We start from the raw sequence: 16,769 nt of genomic DNA, 5'->3' as shown, positions 1-16,769 counted from the left end.
GCCATGGCTCTTGGGAAAGAACGGTTCCAGACGTGCCATCTGCGCCTCCGTCAGCCAGAAAAGGTTGCTCATCGATCAGTCTCCTCACGGAGCCTGAATCACGCCCCAACCGCAAGATCAATGGGTCCTGACCCTAGCCCCGCCCGCCCCGGGCGAGTTCACCGAAAAGCCACGGGCAATCTGCCGCCGGCGGCGCGCGCAGCCCGCGTCGGGCGGCATCCATGCGCATGTCGCGCATCCGCTCCCGCAGGCCGCCCTTCTCGTCTGGCAGGTAAAGCCGTTCGTGCCCCCAGAAGCTCGGCCCGTCATGGGTTTCGTGCGGCGTCCATGTCGCAGGATCGATCACGCGCCCGCCCCAGCCGTTTTCCACGAAGAACCCCGACGGCGTGGTCGCATAGAACGAGGTCATCCAGTCGTTGGTATGACGGCCGAGCGAATAGCTGACGCGATCCGAACCCATCGCGATGTCGTAGCCCTGCCCCACATCGTCGAGGTTCTGGTATTCCACCATGAAATGATGAAAGCCCCGCTGCCCCGAACCGACCATCGCAAAGCTGTGGTGGCGGCCGTTCACATGAAAGAAATACAGCCCATAGGGTACAAGCCCGTAGTCCGACACGTGGAAATCCAGCACGTCGCGGTAGAAGGGCATCATCACGTCGATGTCCTGCACATGCAGCACCGCATGCCCCATGCCGAGGGGGCCGGTCTTGAACCCCTGGATCGGGCGGCCCGGCACGAAGGGATCGTCCGTCACCATCGGGGCATGGACCAGTTCCACCCGGTTGCCCATCGGATCCTCGAACCAGATGAGTTCGCCCACCAGCCGGCGGTCGGCGAGTTCGCGTGTGCCGGGCTGCACCTTCACCCCCGCCCGCTCCAGCCGGGCGGCATAGGCCTGAAGATCCGCCGCGCGTTCCACCTCGAATCCGAGGAAGGCCAGCGTCTCGCCCTTCTCGTCGGACACGACGAGCCGCTGCATCCTGTCATCCATGCGGAACGCCATCGAACGCCCGGCCCGGTCCACCTTCTGCATCCCGAGAAGCTTTCCGGCAAAGTCGGACCAGTCGTCCAGCCTGTCGGATCGTATTCCCAGATATGCCAGAGCACAGATTGCCATCGTGTTCCTCCCAGCGGGTCAAGTCTCGTTCGAACAGAAGCATCGGACGGGGCGCCCGGCGCGCTGCAGCAGACAGCCCGGGCGCGGCGGCCGATACCGCCGCTCGCCCGCACCCACCACATCACGCCACGCTCCACCGCGGGACGCTGTTCTGCCGGCACCCGGGACCGATGATGCCGTCCCTGCATTGCTGTACTATAAAACGATTATATAAACAACTATCGTTAATAGTCAAAACGATTTTCGGTTGCAGAACACGCATCTCGCGCTGCCGCAACTCCCTTGCAAGGCCACAAACAAGGCGCAGAACAGGACGGGTATCGGGCGCGGGGGCGGCGGGCCTCGGCAACCGGAGGCGCGAATGGTGCGGCGCCGCCGGGCCGACCGAGTGATCGCCCTCGGCTGCGCAAGGCCTGCACCCGGCGATCGGCAGGGGCGGCAGCGCACGACCCCATGGCGATCACCGGCCACAAGACGCTGACCGAAGTGCAGCGCGAAGGGCCGGCAGATTCCGCAATGGAAAAGCCGCTGGCGCAGCCGAACCGGGAACCAGCGGCCACGGACCTGCCGGGAAGCATGCCGGAAATTCCGGCAACTACTTGGAATATAAGTGAAAATGGAAAATTTGGTAGGCCCGGAGGGACTCGAACCCCCAACCAAGGCGTTATGAGCGCCCTGCTCTGACCATTGAGCTACAGGCCCGGCCTTGGGCATGGGTGGCAGATCGGGGCGGGGTGGTCAAGCGGGGGTGCGTTTGCGGGGAAGAACCGGGCGGGGCGCCGGGAAGGGCCCGGCGCCGCCAGGGTTCAGTAGCAGTACCAGAAATACTGGCAGTAGCCGTTCCAGTAGCATTGATATTGCCAGTAGCACATGCCGCGGTCCGAAGTATCCAGATCGTCGCGCACATCGGCGGCCAGTGCCGCGACATGTTCATTGTCGCCCGACAGCTTCACCGCGTCGTCCAGCACCGCGCCGACATCCATGGCCTTGCCCTCGGCATCCATCACCTTCGCGGGCACGCTGGCCATCATCCGCGCCCCGGCCAGAAGCGCCAGCGGGTCGGATTTGGCCTTGCCGTAGTTGATCAGGCTGGTGGCGGTTTCCAGCGTGATGCGCTGTTCGGCCTGTTCTTCGGGCTTGGTCTGTTCTGCGGCCTTGTCCTGGGCCATGGCGGCACCGCCAAGCGCGAGGCTGGCGGCAAGGACGAATGCGGCATAATGCAGTTTCATGACATCCTCCGGTCTGGGGCCGGCGGCCAAGGCAAGGCCAGCGGCCCGGAACGCGCCAATCGCGTCAGCCGAAGCCTAGGCACCGTGATGCCGAATCAGCAAAGGGAATCACGGCCATCCCCCCTGTTCAGGGGGGCCAAGCCGCCAACGTCAGGCGCGCCGCCCGGCGAAACGCACCTGCCAGTCGGCGCGCTCCTCATCGGTGATCTTGCGGAACAGCACGTCGGGCGTGGCGAAGGCATGGCCCGCCGGCAGCACCGCCAGCGCCGCCCCCACGTCGCCCGGCCAGGACCAGTCCTCGGTGCCGAGAGCGGCCATCATCGCCGCCGCCGCATCGGGGATGAAGGGCCGCGACAGAACCGCGTAAAGCCGGATCAGGTTCAGCGCCAGCCGGATCTGCGCCGCCGCCCGGTCCGGGTCGGTCTTGACCACGCTCCACGGTGCGGCGGATTGCAGGTATTCGTTGCCCGCCACCCAGATCGCCCGCAGTTCCTGCGCGGCCTTGCGGATCTCGACCGCCTCCATATGCGCCTCGTAGGCGCGGATGCGGGTGGTCAGTTCGGCCACCAGTTCATCCTCGCGCGCGCCGGTGGCGCCGCCCGCGGGCACTGCCTCGCCGAACTTGGACCGGCAGAACTTCGTCACCCGGCTGACGAGGTTGCCCAGAACATCGGCCAGATCCTTGTTGACCGAGACCTGGAAATTCTCCCACGTGAATTCGCTGTCCGAGGTCTCGGGCGCGTGGGACAAAAGCCACCAGCGCCAGTAATCCGCCGGCAGGATCGACAGCGCCTGGTCCATGAACACGCCGCGGCCCTGGCTGGTGGAAAACTGCCCGCCGTCATAGTTGAGGTAGTTGAAGGACTTGATGTAGTCGACCAGCTTCCACTGCGCGCCGCCTGCACGGTTCGCGCCGATGATCGTGGCGGGGAACGACAGCGTGTGGAAGGGCACGTTGTCCTTGCCCATAAACTCCGTATAGGTCACGTCGCCCGCGCCCGCGTCCGTCCGCCACCAGCGTTGCCAGGCATCATCGCCCTGCCCCCGCGCATCCGCCCATTCGGCGGTGGCGGCGATATACTCGATGGGCGCGTCGAACCAGACGTAAAAGACCTTGCCCTCCATCCCCGTCCAGGGCGCGCCCTCGAACTGCGCCGGCACCCCCCAGGCGAGGTCGCGGGTGATGCCGCGGTCCTGCAGGCCCTCGCCGTCGTGAAGCCATTTCTTGGCGATCGAGGTGGTCAGCACCGGCCAGTCCGTCTTGCTGTCGATCCAGGCTTCCAGATCGCCCTTCAGCGCGCGCTGGCGCAGGTAGAGGTGCTTGGTCTCGCGCACCTCCAGCCGGGTGGAGCCGGAGATGGCCGAACGCGGGTTGATCAGGTCGGTCGGGTCCAGCTGCTTGGTGCATTCCTCGCACTGGTCGCCGCGCGCGCGTTCGTAGCCGCAGTTCGGGCAGGTGCCCTCGATATAGCGGTCGGGCAGGAAACGGTCGTCGTCGATGGAAAAGACCTGCTTTTCCAGGACCTCGGCCACCAGCCCCTGTTCGGCGAGGGTGCGGGCGAAATACTGCGTCAGCGCATGGTTGCGGGCAGAGGACGAGCGGCCGAAATGATCGAAGGACAGCCGGAACCCGCGGGCGAGTTCGGCCTGCACCTCATGCATCTCGGCGCAGTATTCGGCCACCGGCTTGCCCGCCTTGGCGGCGGCAAGCTCTGCCGGGGTGCCGTGTTCGTCGGTGGCGCAGATGAACATCACCTCATGGCCCCGCCCGCGCAGGTAGCGGGCATAGAGATCGGCCGGCAACTGGCTGCCGACGAGGTTGCCCAGATGCTTGATCCCGTTGATATAGGGGATCGCCGAAGTGATGAGATGCCGCGCCATTGCCCGCCCCCGGTTCCATACCGGGTCGGGGTTTAGACCATCGCGCGGCGGGTTGGAACGGGATTCTGCGCAGGCCCCGCGTTGCGCCCATGGAGGGGACAGAGCCGGGGGCCAGCCCCCGGACCCCCGGAGTATTTGGGGCAAGATGAAACTGCGCAGGCCCTTCCGCACAGAGCGACGCACTGCCTCCACTTTCTGTCTCTAAATATCCCGGGGGTCCGGGGGCTGGCCCCCGGCGCCGCCCTTACCCCCGGCACGACCGCCCGGGAAAAAGGCCCCCTCGCAGGGCGGGGCCCGCCCCGCCTTGCGCCCCTAGCGCGCGGTATAGCCGCCATCCACCAGATGATAGGATCCGGTGACGAACGCCGCCTGTTCCGACAGCAGGAACAGCACCAGCGCCGAAACTTCTTCGGGCCGGCCGAGCCGCCCCGCGGGGTGAAGCGAGACCAGCATGTCCTTCACCTCGCCCGGCAGGTTCGACAGCAGCGGCGTGTCGATGAAGGCGGGGCCGACCGCGTTGATGCGGATGTTCTGGCCCGCATATTCCAGCGCCGCGGCCTTGGTCAGGCCCACCACCGCATGTTTCGCCGCGACATAGGCCGGCGCGCCCTGCCAGCCCACCGACCCGAGGATCGAGGCGATGTTGACCACCGCGCCGCCGCCCGCGCGCGCCAGCGCCGGGATGCCGTAGCGCAGCCCGTAGAACACGCCGTCGAGGTTGATCCCGATCACCTGCCGCCAGCCGTCGAGGGGGTATTCGCCGGTGCTTGCCTGCGGCCCGCCGATGCCGGCGTTGTTGACCAGAAGGTGGAGCCCGCCGCCCCAGCTTTCGGCCGCCGCCACCAGCGCCTCGACCGCCGCGGGGTCGGCGACATCCGTGACCTCTGCCCGCGCGCGCTGCCCTGCGGCGGTGATGTCCTGCGCCACCGCGCGGGCCTTGGCGGCATCCACGTCCGACACCACCACCGCCGCCCCCGCCGCTGCCAGGTCGCGCGCGATGGCCGCGCCGATGCCCGACCCGGCGCCGGTCACGATGGCGGTCTTGCCGGAAAATCCGATCTGCATGGGCTGTCCTCCTTGGATCCGGTCGGCCCAGACTAGCACGGCCGCGCGGCACGGCCATGATCGAGGTCAAGACCGGCCCCGGCGAAAATTCAGGGCGCGCCGTCGTCCTTCGGCGCGCCTTCCTCCCTGCCCCGGCCCAGAAGCCGGCCGATCAGGAACGAGGTCCGCGGCACATAGGTATAGGCGGTGCGCGCCTCGGGGCTGGCCCGGGCGCGCAGGCGCAGCACCCCCCACCCGGCCAGCACCGCATTGACCAGCGCGATCAGCGCGAACATCGCCGCCGGCCCGAACGCATCGACCAGATAAGCCGCGGCAAGCGGGCTCGCGATCGCGCCCACGGCGTAAAGGAACATCAGCGCCGCCGACAGTTCCACCCGTTCGTCGGCGGCGGCATGGTCATGCGCATGGGCGGCGGCCACCGAAAACACCGGATAGCTCGCCAGCCCGAAGATGGCGGCGGCGATCAGCACCGCCTCGGCCCCCAGTCCCTCGACGCCGATGGCCAGAAGGCAACTGGCCACCGTGGCGACGGCCAGCCAGATCACCACCTTGCGCCGGTCGTAGCGGTCGGCCAGCCAGCCCACCGGAAACTGCGCCACCCCGCCGCCCACCACGAAGGCGCCGAGGAACAGCGCCACCATTTCCGTGTTCAGCCCGACCTCGATCCCGTAGACCGGCCCGATGGACCGGAAGGCCGAGATCGTCACCCCCGAGGCCACCACCGCCACCGCCGCCAGGGGCGAGCGTTCCCACGCCAGCCACGGCCGCAGGCGGGGGGCAAGGCCGGTCTGCGGCGCCTCTGCCTTGGTCAGCACCATCGGAAACAGCGCCGCGCAGCACAGAAGCGCCAGCACGTTGTAGGACAGGTAGGCCGCCGGCGTCAGCACCCCGATCAGCAGTTGCGCGGCGAGCGAGCCGGTGATGTCCACCACCCGGTAGATGCCGACCACCCGGCCCCGGTTGGCATTGTTGACCTTGGACTGCATCCAGGCCTCGATGATCGTATAGCACCCGGCCGTCGCCAGCCCCGTGGCGATGCGCATCACCGCCCAGGCCCAGGGATCCGCCACCATCATATGCGCCAGCACGCCGATCGTGCCGGCGGCGGTGAAGGCGGCGAAGGCGCGGGAATGGCCGACCTCGCCCATCAGCCGCGGCGCCCACCAGCAGCCGACGAAGAACCCCAGGAAATGCGCCGACCCCAGCAAGCCCACCTGCCCGGCGCTGAACCCCAGCGCCATGCCCGACACCGCATCGAAGGGCAGGACCGATTGCAGGCCCAGTTGCAGCAGGATCACCGACAGGAACAGCGCGGCGAGGGAAATCATCAGGCGCATCTGGCAATCCGCAGCAGGACAGGGCTGGCCGCATCCTGCCTGCGGCCCCGGCGGAACGCCAGTCCCGGTGCGCGGGGGCATCGCATTTCGCGACGGGCCCGCAGGCGCCTTTCCGGCAGGATGGGCACTCTGCCCTTGCCCCCGCGGCGTCAGACGCTAGGGTCCGCTGCGGAAACCAGATGACGGGGAATGGCGATGCAGAAGCTTCCGCTCGGGCGCACGGGGATCATGGTGTCGGAACTGTGCCTCGGCTCGATGACCTGGGGCACCCAGAACACCGAGGCAGAGGCCCATGCCCAGATCGACATGGCGCTGGACCATGGCGTGAACTTCATCGACACCGCAGAGATGTATCCCACCAACCCGGTCCGCCCCGAAACCGTGGGCCGGACCGAGGAAATCATCGGCAACTGGCTGGCCGGCGGCGGGCGGCGGCGGGATGTGGTGATCGCCACCAAGATCGCCGGCCCGGGGCAGCAAAGCGTGCGCGGCGGCGGGCCGATCACGGGGGCCGGCCTGCGCGCGGCGGCAGAGACCAGCCTGCGGCGGCTGCGCACCGATGTGATCGACCTCTATCAGCTGCACTGGCCGAACCGCGGATCCTACGCCTTCCGGCGGAACTGGTCCTACGATCCGTCGAAGCAGGACCGCGCGGCGACCATCGCCAATATGCAGGAGGTGCTGGCCGAGGCGCAGAAGCTGGTGAACGAAGGCAAGATCCGCCATTTCGGCCTGTCGAACGAAACCACCTGGGGCACGGCGCAATGGCTGCGGCTGGCAGAGGCGAACGGCTGGCCGCGGGTGGAAACGGTGCAGAACGAATATTCGCTGCTCTGCCGGCTCTACGATACCGATTTCGCCGAACTGGGGCATAACGAACAGGTGACGCTGCTGGCCTATTCGCCGCTGGCGACGGGGCTTTTGTCGGGCAAATACGCGGGCGATGTGACGCCCGAGCGTACCCGGCGCGCGGCCACGCCCGATCTGGGCGGGCGGATCACGCCGCAGGTGTTTCCGGCGGTGGCGGCCTATCTGGGGGTGGCGGCGCGGCACGGGCTCGACCCCTGCCAGATGGCGCTCGCCTTCATCCGCACCCGTCCCTTCCCGGTGGTCCCGATCATCGGGGCGACGACGATGGACCAGTTGCGCACCAATCTGGCCGCCGCCGGGATGGTGCTGGACCCCGAGGTGCTGGCCGAAATCGAGGCCACGCGGCGCAACCATCCGATGCCGTACTGAGCCGATGGTCCGGGCCCTCGCCCCCCTTCTGCTGCTGGCGCTGGCCGCGGGCTGCCGGGGCGAACCGCCTGCGCCCGCCGCCCCCGGTGCGATCGGCGCCGAGGACCAGCGCAGCGCCTGCACCCGCCGCGGCGGGCGGTACGAGGGGACGGCGGCGGGGGCCTTCTATTGCCTGCGCGAACATGCCGACGCCGGGCGGCAGTGCCGCACCGGGGCCGATTGCGCGGGCGAATGCCTGGCCCGCAGCGGCACCTGCGCACCGGTCTCGCCGCTGTTCGGTTGCCACGACGTTCTGGATGCGCGCGGCCGGCAGGTGACGCAGTGCCTGCGGTAGGGGAATCGCCTTCTTCGTCGGGCTGGCGAGGGCCATCGCCCATGCCGCGGGTTGCGGGTTCCGCTTGTCCGGCCGGGGATCCGACGCCCCCGGCAAGCGGCCCGGCCCGCCGCCCCGCCGAGGGCATGCATACGCACACGGGGACAGGCGCCGACCTGCCCATTTCGTCCGTCGCACCCGCCCCCGGTGACGTCGCGCAACGGGCGGGTGAAAGGCAGGGCATCTTCTTGCCCCGCCCTGCCCCAACGGTGATGCACATCCCGGCCGCTCCCGGGCGAGGGGACGAAAATTTTTCGCCGAAAAATTTTCGGCGCAGCAGCGGGGGCGGCAGGCAAAGACGGCAAGCGCCCGCCCTCAGGGGAAAGGCCCGGATGATGACCGCATGTATCCGACATCTGCCGCAGGCCGCGCTGGCCGCCTGCCTCGCCCTGCTGGCCGCCTGCTCCTCCGGCCCGCCGCAAAGCGCGGCCCTGCGCGACCCCGGCGCGGGGATCTGGTCCGCCGCCGCCTTCGCCCCCGCCGGCATCGCCGGGCGCTGGCACCAGCGGGCCGAGGCCGCACCCCCGGGCGCCCCCGCCTGCACCCCCGGCACGCTGGACATCCGCGCCCGCCCCGACGGCTCGCTGGCGCTCGACGGGCGGCTCTGCCTTGCGGGGGAAAACCGCCGCATCGCCGCCACCGCGCGCGAAGTGGGCCCGGGGCGGCTGGCGGTCAGCGGGTTTGCGGATCCGTGGTGGGTGCTCTGGGTCGATGTCGGCTATCGCACCCTGGCGATCGGCACGCCCTCGGGCCGTTTCGGCCTGATCCTCGACCGCAATGCGACGGGGGGCGAGGACCGCCTGACCGCCGCGCGCGAGCTGATGGAGGCCAACGGCTACGCCGCCACCCGCCTTCGCCCCGCCGGGCGCTGAACGCCGCAGGGCCGGTGCGCGGGCCCGGCTCCCACCCGCGGGAGCCATATCCCCCTCGCGCCGTTTCGGCCCTCGTTCCGCCAAGCGCGGGATGCTCTCCGGCCAGCCTGTCGCGCCCGCCTGCCCCGGCCCCCGCGCGGCCCTGCCAGACGGCCCATCGCATCGCCCTAACCCGCCGCCGGCTGTACCCCGCCGGCGTCGAACCACTTCCCGCCAGTCCGCCGCCCCGCCCGTCCCCCTGCCCGACCGCACACCGCAGCGCCATCCGGTACGGCCGCGCCGGAATTTTTCGCAGGAAAATTCCGGCGCCTCGCCCCCGGGGCATCCAGCCCCGTCAGTAGATATACCGGATCTGATCGGTCCAGAACCGTTCCATCCGGCGCAGCGCGGTGTTGATGTCCTCCATCGCGCGGGCGTCCAGCACGCCGCGTTCGCCCATCACCGCGGCATGGCGCGCGAACAGGTCGGCCACCAGCGCCCGGTTGCGCCGCCCCTTTTCCGTCAGCCGCACCCGCACCGACCGCCGGTCCGCCTCCGACCGCTGGTGGTGCATGTAGCCCAGATCCACCAGCTTCTTCAGGTTGTAGCTGACGTTGGAGCCCTGATAGTAGCCGCGCGTCTTCAACTCGCCCGCCGTCACCTCGTTGTCGCCGATGTTGAACAGCAACAGCGCCTGCACCGGGTTGATCTCCAGCACCGCCAGCCGCTCGAATTCATCCTTGATGACGTCGAGCAGCAGCCGGTGCAGCCGTTCCACCAGCGCGAGATTGTCCAGATAGCCCGCATGCAGGCCCCGCAGTTCCAGCGGTGCGACCTTGGTCTGAATCGTCATCGTTCCGTCCCGTCCGTCCATATCGGGGGACAGATTCGGCCGCAAATCCGAAGATATGGTAAACCCGGGGATAAAAACCCTCAGCCCCGCGCGCCGAAACGCCCGCGGGCAAAGACCCCGACCTCTGCGATCAGCGCGGCATGGCAGTCTGGCACGGCTTGCTGGCCCAGAAGCCAGGCCATCAGATCCTGATCGTTTTCCCACAACAGCGCGTCGAAAGCGGCCAGCGCGGCCTCGTCCATGCCCGCTAGCCGTTCGTCGGCGAAGGGGCCCAGAACGATGTCCATTTCCTTCGTGCCCCGCCGCCAGGCGCGCATGCGCATCCGTTTCAGCCGCGCCTCGGGCGTTTCCTGCACCGTCATCCCACCGTTCCCGCTTGATCGCCAATCGGGCGCACCCTAAGACACTGCGGCACCGATTTCAAACCGAGGCCGCCATGCCCTTCCTGTCCGACACGCTGTCGCGCGTGAAGCCCTCGCCGACCATCGCCATCACCAACAAGGCCCGCGAACTGGCCGAAGCGGGGCGCGACATCATCGCGCTGTCGGCGGGCGAGCCCGATTTCGACACGCCGCAGAACATCAAGGACGCGGCCAAGCGCGCCATCGACGCGGGCAAGACGAAATACACCGCCGTGGACGGCACGCCCGCGCTGAAAAAGGCGATCTGCGCCAAGTTCAGCCGCGAAAACGGCCTCGACTACACGCCCGCGCAGGTGACGGTGGGCACCGGGGGCAAGCAGATCCTCTACAACGCGCTGATGGCGACGCTGAACCCCGGCGACGAGGTGATCATCCCCGCGCCCTACTGGGTCAGCTATCCCGACATGGTGCTGCTGGCGGGCGGCACGCCGGTGCCGGTCGAATGCCCGGCGCAGACCGGCTACAAGCTGACGGCGGACCAGCTGGAAGCCGCGATCACGCCGAAAACGAAATGGTTCATCTTCAACTCGCCGTCGAACCCGACCGGGGCGGGCTATACCCGCGACGAATTGAAGGCGCTGACCGATGTGCTGCTGCGCCATCCCCATGTCTGGGTGATGACCGATGACATGTACGAACATCTGGTGTTCGACGATTTCGAATTCGTGACGCCCGCACAGGTGGAACCCGGCCTCTACGACCGCACGCTGACCTGCAACGGGGTGTCGAAAGCCTATGCCATGACCGGCTGGCGCATCGGCTATGCCGCGGGGCCCGAGGCGCTGATCAAGGCCATGGGCAAGGTGCAGTCGCAGTCCACGTCCAACCCCTGCTCGATCAGCCAGGAAGCCGCCGTCGAGGCGCTGAACGGCCCGCAGGACTATATCCGCGACAGCCGCGCGGTGTTCCAGCGCCGCCGCGATCTGGTGGTGGGCCTGCTGAACGCGGCCCCCGGCATCCGCTGCCCGGAGCCCGAAGGCGCGTTCTACGTCTACCCGACCATCGCGGACTGCATCGGCAAGACCTCTGCCGGCGGCACCCGCATCGGCAATGACGAGGATTTCGCCACTGCGCTGCTGGAGGAAACCGGGGTCGCCGTGGTTTTCGGCGCGGCCTTCGGGCTGAGCCCGGCGTTCCGCATCAGCTATGCCACCTCGGACGCGCAACTGACCGAGGCGTGCCGCCGTATCCAGACCTTCTGCGCGGGCCTGAAATGAACCGGCGGGGCAGCGGGATGCCATGCGGCGGCCCCGACGCGGCGCTGGACGAACGGCCCGGGCCGGGGGTAGCCTCGGGCCCGGGGGCGGCGCCGCGGATGGCCGCGCCGGCGACCGACAACAGGGGGTAAGATGGCCGGGGACCTGCCCGACTACTATTTCCGCGTGCGCGACAACGGCGCGACCGTGTTCCGCGTCGATACCGAAAACCGTCAGCGCCGCATCGAGATGGACGAGATCGCCACCGTCAACGTGCGCAACGGCAACGTCAAGCCGCACAACAGCGCGTCCCTGACGCCCGAGGACATGGCGGCGATCCGCGACTGGATGGCGCAGCGGCAGGAGGTGCTGGCCGCGCGCGACATCGACGACATCCTGCGCGCGGTGGATTACCTCAACACCACCACCCACTGGGCGCAGACCAAGGCGACCGGGGAACAACTGGACCGGGTGACGGATGCGCTGTTGCTGGCGATGCACGACCTGCGCACGGTGCTGGTGCGGCGCAAGGCCGAACGGTTGATGAAGGACGACTGAAGGTAGCGCAGGGGACGGCGTGGCGCCGGGGGCCAGCCCCCGGACCCCCGGGATATTTAAGGACAGAAAGTGAAGGCGGGGGGCCTAGCGCGGGGCGCGGCGCCAGAAGCGGGTCAGCAGGAGCGTGCCGGCGAGCGTGAGGCCGGCGAGCAGGCCGAGCCAGAGCCCGATGCCGCCGAGCCCCGCCGGAAAGGCCAGCAGATAGCCCGCCGGAATGCCCACGCCCCAGTAGCTGAGCGAGGCGAGCAGCATCGGGCGGCGGGTATCGCGGATCCCCCGCAGGAAGCCGAGCGCCATCACCTGCGCCGCGTCCATCAGCTGGAACAGCGCCGCGATCCGCAGGAAGTCGCGCCCATGGGCGAGGATCGCGGGGGCCTGGGGATCGTCCGGGCCGACGAAGGCGCCCACCACCAGCCCCGGCGCGGCGAGGTAGAGCACGATCACCCCCGCCCCGAACAGCACCGACAGGCCCATCGCCACCTTCGCCGTATCGCGCAGCGCCCGCGCGTCGCCCTGCGCATCGGCCTGTCCGATGCGGACGGTGGCGGCGTTCGACAGGCCGAGATGGACCATGAAGGCGATCTCGGTCGCTTGCAGCGTGATCCCATGCGCGGCCAGTTCCCGCGTGCCGACCCAGCCCATCATCAGCGCCGAGGCCTGGAACAACCCCACCTCTGCCAGCCCCGTCAGCCCGATGGGCCAGCCGAGCCGCCAGACCTGCACCAGCGCCGCGCGGTCGGGGCGCCAGATGCGGCGGAATAGGCCCGCGCCCCGGAGCCGGGGATCGCGCGCGGCAATCAGCGCGATGACGGCGAGCGAGGCCACCTGCACCACGACGGACCCGATCGCAGCACCCGCCAGCCCCAATTCGGGCACGCCCCACCGGCCGAAGATCAGCACATAGTTCAGCCCCGCATTCACCCCCACCGCCGCCAGCGTGACCCACAGCGCGACCTGCCCGCGTTCCAGCGCCGCCAGCACGCTTTTCAGCGTCATCACCACCAGCATCGGCGCAAGGCCCAGGCCCGCGATGCGCAGGTAATCCTGCGCCAGCGCGGCCAGATGCGCATCCTGCCCCAGCAGGCGCAGCAGCGGCGCCGACCACCAGAACAGCGGATAGGCCGCCAGCCCGAAACCCGCCGACAGCCAGATCCCCATCCGCGCATCGCGCCGCAGCCGCGTGACATCGCCCCGCGCCAGCGCCCCCGCGGCCAGCGGCATCACCGCCAGACCGAAACCCGATCCCAGCATGAACAGCAGAAAGATCACCACCGCCGCCAGCACCGCCGCCGCCAGCGCATCCACCGCATACCAGCCGAGGAACACCAGATCCGTCGCATGCACCAGCACCTGCGCCACATGACTGCCCGCCAGCGGCAGGCCGAGCGCCAGAAGCGCGCGCGCATGGATGCGGCGGGGGATCGGGGCGGCGGTCATCGCCCTGCCCTAGCCCAAAGGGGCCGGGGCGGCAACGGGCGGCTCAGCCCGGCGGGGGGGCGGGGGTCAGCAGGCGGCGGACCTCTGCGCGCAGGTCCTGCAACGCGAAGGGCTTGAGGATGAACCCGTCCGCCCCATGCGCCAGCCCCCCGCCCCGTTCCGCCGCCGCACCGCCCGCCGTCATCATCAGGATCTTCACCCCCGCCAGCGCCGGGTCGCGGCGCACATGCTGGCAGATCTCGTAGCCCGAGGCGCCGGGCAGCATCACGTCGAGCAGCACGAGGTCTGGCCGGCTGGTGCGGATGCGGGCCACTGCGCCCGCGCCGCTGGCCAGGCGGTCGTGGTCATAGCCCTCGCGGGTCAGCAGATGGTGGAGCGCGGTGGCGATGCTGTCCTCGTCCTCGATCACCAGAACGCGCCTGCGCGGAACCGGACCCGCCATCGCTGTCTCCTCTTGCCCGGGGGCCTGCGGAAATCCGGCACGGGGGCGACGCCCACCCGCCGGAACGGTGGACCGGCAGGCCGCGCCCCGCTATGGTCGCGGCGCCGGACAGGGCGCGGATCCCGCGGCGCAAACAGGCGGAAAACAGGGGGTACGGCGCCGTGGATCTGGTTGATGTGTTTCTGTCGCAGGTCAGGGATCCGTTCAGGATCGGCCTGATGATCGCGCTGGTCCTGACCATGCAGCGCACGCGCGGGGCGACGGGCACATGGGTGCCGCTGGCTGCCGGGGTGCTGTTCGTGGCGGTGATCATTCCGATGACCCTTGCCCGGCCCGAAGCGGGCGGGATGACGGTTGCGATCGGGGTGGGGCTTCTGTCGAATGCGGTGCTGCTGGCCGTGATCCTGGGGATCCTCGCGCTGTGGCAGCGGCTGCGCGGCCGGGCCTGAGGCCGGGGGCGCGGGGGGACGGCGCCGCGGGGGCGCCGCCCGGTGCTGATGCCACGGGCCGGGAAACGGCCCGCGGCGGAACCTCTCGCCGGATCAGTCGGCGAAGATGTCCTTCTTGTGGGTGCCGCCGGGCACGAACAGCGCCCCGATCACCACGGTCATCAGCGCCACCACGATCGCATACCACAGACCCGCATAGATGTTGCCGGACTGGGCCGAGATCGCAAAGGCGGTCGCGGGCAGAAGGCCGCCGAACCAGCCGTTGCCGATGTGATAGGGCAGCGACAGGCCGGAATAGCGGATCCGGGTCGGGTAAAGCTCCACCAGCATCGCCGCGATCGGGCCGTAGACCATCGTCACCAGCACGATCAGATAGGTGAGGATCAGCACGATGGTGATCTTCTGGCCGGTGAAGATGTCGAAGAAGTGGTTGGCCTTGGCCACGGTGGTGTTTTCCGACGCCACCAGCGGATAGCCCGCCGTCCGCAGCGCATCGTTCATGCCGGTGTCGAAGGCCTTCTTCGCCGTGGCCAGATCCTCGCCCGTCAGCCTGGCGGCGTCATACGAGGTCGCCACGACCACGCCGTTGACCGAAATGGTGGCCGGCTGGCCCGCCGGGCCGTCGACGGTTTCCGAATTCACCGACAGGCGCGACAGCGCGGCCTTGGCGATGTCGCAGGACGAGGTGAACTTGGCCGTGCCCGTCGGGTTGAACTGGAACGAGCAGTCGTTGGGATCGGCCGTCACCACCACCTGGTTCTGCTGCGCGGCATGCAGGGCGGGGTTGGCGGTCTTGGTCAGCAGGCCGAACACCGGGAAATAGGTGATCGCCGCGATCAGACAGCCGCCGAGGATGATCGGCTTGCGCCCGATCCGGTCCGACAGGCGGCCGAAGAAGATGAAGCCGTAGGTGCCCAGGATCAGCGACCAGGCCACGAACACGTTGGCCGAGAAGCTGTCGACGCGGATCACGTTCTGCACGAAGAACAGCGCGTAGAACTGGCCCGAATACCACACCACCGCCTGACCGGCCGTCAGACCCAGCAGGGCGATCAGCGCGATCTTGCCGTTGCGCCAGTTGCCGAAGGCCTCGCGCAGCGGCGCCTTGGACTGCGACCCTTCTTCCTTCATCTTCTTGAAGGCGGGCGATTCGTTCATCTGCAAGCGGATATAGAGCGAGATCGCCAGCAGCAGGATCGAGCCCAGGAACGGGATCCGCCAGCCCCAGGCGTTGAACGCCTTCTGCATCACCGCATTGCCGTTGGCATCCATCACCGCCACGCCGGCCGCGTCCAGCACCGGCTGGTCGGGATAGGCGCCGTTGACATAGCCCTGCACCAGCAGGATGACGATCAGCGACAGCAGCAGGCCGAGCGTGGCCGTGGTCTGGATGAAGCTGGTGTAATAGCCCCGCTGGTTCTGCGGCGCGTGTTCGGCCACATAGACCGCCGCCCCGCCGTATTCGCCGCCGAGCGCAAGGCCCTGCAACATCCGCAGCGCGATCAGGATGATCGGCGCGGCCACGCCCCAGCTGTAATAGTTGGGCAGCAGGCCGACGATGAAGGTCGACAAGCCCATGATGAGGATGGTCATCAGGAAGGTGTACTTGCGCCCCACCAGATCGCCGAGCGCACCGAACACCAGCGCGCCGAAGGGCCGCACGATGAAGCCCGCCGCAAAGGCCAGAAGCGCGAAGACGTTCCGCGTCGCCTCGGGGAAGGGCGTGAAGAACTGCGCCCCGATGATCGCGGCGAGCGAGCCGTAGAGGTAGAAGTCGTACCATTCGAAGATCGTGCCCGCGGAAGAGGCGAGGATGACCTTCCTTTCCTCCGCAGTCATCGGGCGCGAACGGGTACCCGCGTCCATGTTGGTGGTTGCCATTGGTTTCCTCCGATGTTCCGGGCGCGCGGCCCGTCTCCGTCCCTGTCCCGTGCGGCCTCCGCGCCATGGCAGCGGGCATCGCTTGCCCGCCCCCTGCCAAGGCGGGGTGCACCGTCCGAAGTCGTTGTCTGGTCTTTCCGCGCCCGAGGGTCCCCGGGCGCAGCCTCCCCTTGCCGCCGGGGCGGGGCGCGGTCTGCCGCCGCCCCTGGCCCATCGGCGCGGCCGTCCCCCCGTCGCGCGGGGGCTGGCCCCGCAGGCAGGCGGTTCGGTCCTGGCCCGGCGCCCCGGCGCCGTGCCCTGCCCCTGCGGCCGTTGACCGGCCGTCCCGGGGCCCGGGATCCCCCCTTTCGGGCGGGCCCCGTGTTTCCCGCTAGGCCCTGTTCATCCTGTTGTTGACGAGTTCGTTGACGACGTTTGGGTCTGCGAGTGTCGAGGT

Annotated in this window: 16 protein-coding genes and 1 tRNA gene; 6 read left to right on the top strand and 11 right to left on the bottom strand. The window is 69.0% G+C overall.

Annotated elements, in window-relative coordinates; genetic code table 11:
- Positions 1-133 precede the first annotated feature (133 nt).
- From RGD00_RS21380 to RGD00_RS21355, 6 genes are all read right to left on the bottom strand, one after another.
- Entirely contained in the window at positions 134-1,120 is a 987-nt protein-coding gene (locus RGD00_RS21380) for a VOC family protein (protein WP_310459272.1), read from the bottom strand.
- 626 nt (positions 1,121-1,746) lie between these two features.
- Positions 1,747-1,822 (bottom strand) — tRNA-Ile (locus RGD00_RS21375).
- A 104-nt stretch (positions 1,823-1,926) separates the two neighbouring features.
- Positions 1,927-2,349: a hypothetical protein gene (locus RGD00_RS21370; RefSeq protein WP_310459271.1), complete on the bottom strand. Its 423-nt coding sequence runs from the start codon at positions 2,347-2,349 to the stop codon at positions 1,927-1,929.
- A gap of 150 nt (positions 2,350-2,499) precedes the next feature.
- Positions 2,500-4,230: a methionine--tRNA ligase gene (gene metG / locus RGD00_RS21365; protein ID WP_310459270.1), complete on the bottom strand. Its 1,731-nt coding sequence runs from the start codon at positions 4,228-4,230 to the stop codon at positions 2,500-2,502.
- Between the two features lie 312 nt (positions 4,231-4,542).
- Positions 4,543-5,295, bottom strand: coding sequence for an SDR family NAD(P)-dependent oxidoreductase (locus tag RGD00_RS21360; protein WP_310459269.1), 753 nt, complete (start codon positions 5,293-5,295; stop codon positions 4,543-4,545).
- 89 nt (positions 5,296-5,384) lie between these two features.
- Positions 5,385-6,632 carry an MFS transporter gene (locus RGD00_RS21355; protein WP_310459268.1) on the bottom strand — a complete coding sequence of 416 codons (1,248 nt, stop codon included), beginning with the start codon at positions 6,630-6,632 and terminating at the stop codon, positions 5,385-5,387.
- Positions 6,633-6,827: 195 nt separating this feature from the next.
- Between RGD00_RS21355 and RGD00_RS21350 the strand changes: the two genes are divergently transcribed.
- From RGD00_RS21350 to RGD00_RS21340, 3 genes are all read left to right on the top strand, one after another.
- Positions 6,828-7,871: an aldo/keto reductase gene (locus tag RGD00_RS21350; protein ID WP_310459267.1), complete on the top strand. Its 1,044-nt coding sequence runs from the start codon at positions 6,828-6,830 to the stop codon at positions 7,869-7,871.
- 4 nt (positions 7,872-7,875) lie between these two features.
- Entirely contained in the window at positions 7,876-8,205 is a 330-nt protein-coding gene (locus RGD00_RS21345) for a hypothetical protein (protein WP_310459266.1), read from the top strand.
- 374 nt (positions 8,206-8,579) lie between these two features.
- Positions 8,580-9,116 carry a lipocalin/fatty acid-binding family protein gene (locus RGD00_RS21340; RefSeq protein WP_310459265.1) on the top strand — a complete coding sequence of 179 codons (537 nt, stop codon included), beginning with the start codon at positions 8,580-8,582 and terminating at the stop codon, positions 9,114-9,116.
- 334 nt (positions 9,117-9,450) lie between these two features.
- On the opposite strand, the gene RGD00_RS21335 is transcribed toward RGD00_RS21340, so the two are convergent.
- Both RGD00_RS21335 and RGD00_RS21330 read right to left on the bottom strand, forming a co-directional pair.
- Positions 9,451-9,948, bottom strand: a complete 498-nt coding sequence (locus tag RGD00_RS21335) for a MarR family winged helix-turn-helix transcriptional regulator (RefSeq protein WP_310459264.1) — start codon at positions 9,946-9,948, stop codon at positions 9,451-9,453.
- Positions 9,949-10,028: 80 nt separating this feature from the next.
- Positions 10,029-10,310, bottom strand: coding sequence for an FAD assembly factor SdhE (locus RGD00_RS21330; protein ID WP_425603445.1), 282 nt, complete (start codon positions 10,308-10,310; stop codon positions 10,029-10,031).
- A 74-nt stretch (positions 10,311-10,384) separates the two neighbouring features.
- On the opposite strand from RGD00_RS21330, the gene RGD00_RS21325 reads away from it, so the two are divergent.
- Both RGD00_RS21325 and RGD00_RS21320 read left to right on the top strand, forming a co-directional pair.
- The gene (locus RGD00_RS21325; protein WP_310459263.1) at positions 10,385-11,587 is read left to right on the top strand and encodes a pyridoxal phosphate-dependent aminotransferase; all 1,203 of its coding nucleotides are present in this window, start codon (positions 10,385-10,387) and stop codon (positions 11,585-11,587) included.
- A 132-nt stretch (positions 11,588-11,719) separates the two neighbouring features.
- Positions 11,720-12,124 carry a hypothetical protein gene (locus RGD00_RS21320; RefSeq protein ID WP_310459262.1) on the top strand — a complete coding sequence of 135 codons (405 nt, stop codon included), beginning with the start codon at positions 11,720-11,722 and terminating at the stop codon, positions 12,122-12,124.
- 84 nt (positions 12,125-12,208) lie between these two features.
- Here the strand turns inward: RGD00_RS21320 and RGD00_RS21315 are convergent, their stop codons facing one another.
- On the bottom strand, positions 12,209-13,561 hold the full coding sequence (locus tag RGD00_RS21315; protein ID WP_310459261.1) for an MATE family efflux transporter: 1,353 nt from the start codon (positions 13,559-13,561) through the stop codon (positions 12,209-12,211).
- A gap of 43 nt (positions 13,562-13,604) precedes the next feature.
- Entirely contained in the window at positions 13,605-14,003 is a 399-nt protein-coding gene (locus RGD00_RS21310) for a response regulator transcription factor (RefSeq protein ID WP_310459260.1), read from the bottom strand.
- Between the two features lie 161 nt (positions 14,004-14,164).
- Here RGD00_RS21310 and RGD00_RS21305 point away from each other — a divergent pair, with 161 nt between their 5' ends.
- Entirely contained in the window at positions 14,165-14,452 is a 288-nt protein-coding gene (locus RGD00_RS21305) for a hypothetical protein (RefSeq protein WP_310459259.1), read from the top strand.
- A 93-nt stretch (positions 14,453-14,545) separates the two neighbouring features.
- On the opposite strand, the gene RGD00_RS21300 is transcribed toward RGD00_RS21305, so the two are convergent.
- The gene (locus RGD00_RS21300; RefSeq protein ID WP_310459258.1) at positions 14,546-16,333 is read right to left on the bottom strand and encodes an MFS transporter; all 1,788 of its coding nucleotides are present in this window, start codon (positions 16,331-16,333) and stop codon (positions 14,546-14,548) included.
- Between the last annotated feature and the right edge of the window lie 436 nt (positions 16,334-16,769).

The organism is Ruixingdingia sedimenti, from assembly GCF_031432425.1.
In the GTDB taxonomy this organism is placed as follows: Bacteria; Pseudomonadota; Alphaproteobacteria; order Rhodobacterales; family Rhodobacteraceae; genus Ruixingdingia; species Ruixingdingia sedimenti.
The sequence above is the reverse complement of the archived record's forward strand: the minus strand, read 5'-3'. Positions and strand labels throughout refer to the sequence as shown.